Annotated in this window: 1 protein-coding gene; it reads left to right on the top strand. The window is 60.7% G+C overall.

Annotated features, from left to right (window positions below):
- A partial coding sequence (locus tag GKA01_RS13525; protein WP_146864159.1) for an efflux RND transporter periplasmic adaptor subunit occupies nucleotides 1–1,113 on the top strand: 1,113 nt, incomplete at its 5' end.
- Nucleotides 1,114–1,172: the final 59 nt, after the last annotated feature.

Here is a 1,172-nt window from a genome sequence, read left to right on the forward strand (position 1 = left end):
CCGCTTTTTGCGGCGGGCTGTCAGAAAAAGACGCCTCCGCCACAGCTGCGCCCGCAGCCTGTTGATGTGGTGACGCTGAAGACGCAGCCTGTTACGCTTGAGACGTCCCTGCCGGGGCGGACGGATGCTTATGAACAGGCCCAGATCCGGCCGCAGGTGAACGGTGTTATCGTTTCGCGGGATTTTGAGCAGGGTGCTGACGTTAAAGCAGGGCAGCAGCTCTTTCAGATTTACATTGCGCCGTATCAGGCTGCCTACGATCAGGCGAAGGCCCAGCTTCTGAATGCCGAGGCATCGGCAGCACGTGCGAATGGCCAGTTGAAGCGGTATCGTCCGCTCGTGGCGGCTCATGCCGTCAGTTCGCAGGATTTCGATAATACGCTGGCGACGGCACGTGAGGCCGAGGCTCAGGTTGCGCAGGCCAAGGCGGCCGTGGAAGCGGCGGCCGTCAATCTGAATTATACCCATGTCCGCGCTCCGATCAGCGGTCGGATCGGCCGTACGCTCTATACGCCGGGTGCGCTGCTGACGGCGGGACAGACCCAGCCGATCGCGGTCGTGACACGGCTGGATCCGATTTACGTGGACGTCAATCTTGCTGCATCCGACATGCTGCGTCTGAAGCGTGAGCTGGCGGATGGGCAGCTGGAGCGGAATGGTACGGATGCGGCCGCGGTCGGCCTGAAGCTGGAAGACAGTTCCGAATATCCATTGCGTGGCAAGTTGCAGCTTTCCGAAGTCACGGTGGATCCGGCGACCGGAACGCTTGTGATGCGTGCCGTTTTCCCGAACCCCGATCATCTGCTGCTGCCGGGTATGTTCGTGAATGCCCATATTGAAGAAGGCATTGATCCGCACGGTCTGCTGGTGCCGCAGGTTGCGGTTGCACGGGATGCCAAGGGCAATCCTTATGTCATGGTCGTGGACGGTGAGGATAAGGTCAGCCAGCGTTCGATTCAGGTGTTGCGGACGCTGGGTGAATCCTGGCTCGTTTCGGACGGTCTGAAGGCAGGCGAGAAGGTGATTGTAAACGGCCTGCAGAAAGTGCAGCCGGGGGCAAAGGTGGCACCGCATGAAGCGCCGTCTGCAGCTCCCGCGGGCAAGGCGGAGTAAGCCCGCATGTCATTGTCCCGCTTTTTCATTGACCGGCCCATCTTTGCGTGGGTGATCGG

The sequence above is a fragment of the Gluconobacter kanchanaburiensis NBRC 103587 genome (assembly GCF_007988905.1).
GTDB classification, from domain to species: domain Bacteria; phylum Pseudomonadota; class Alphaproteobacteria; order Acetobacterales; family Acetobacteraceae; genus Gluconobacter; species Gluconobacter kanchanaburiensis.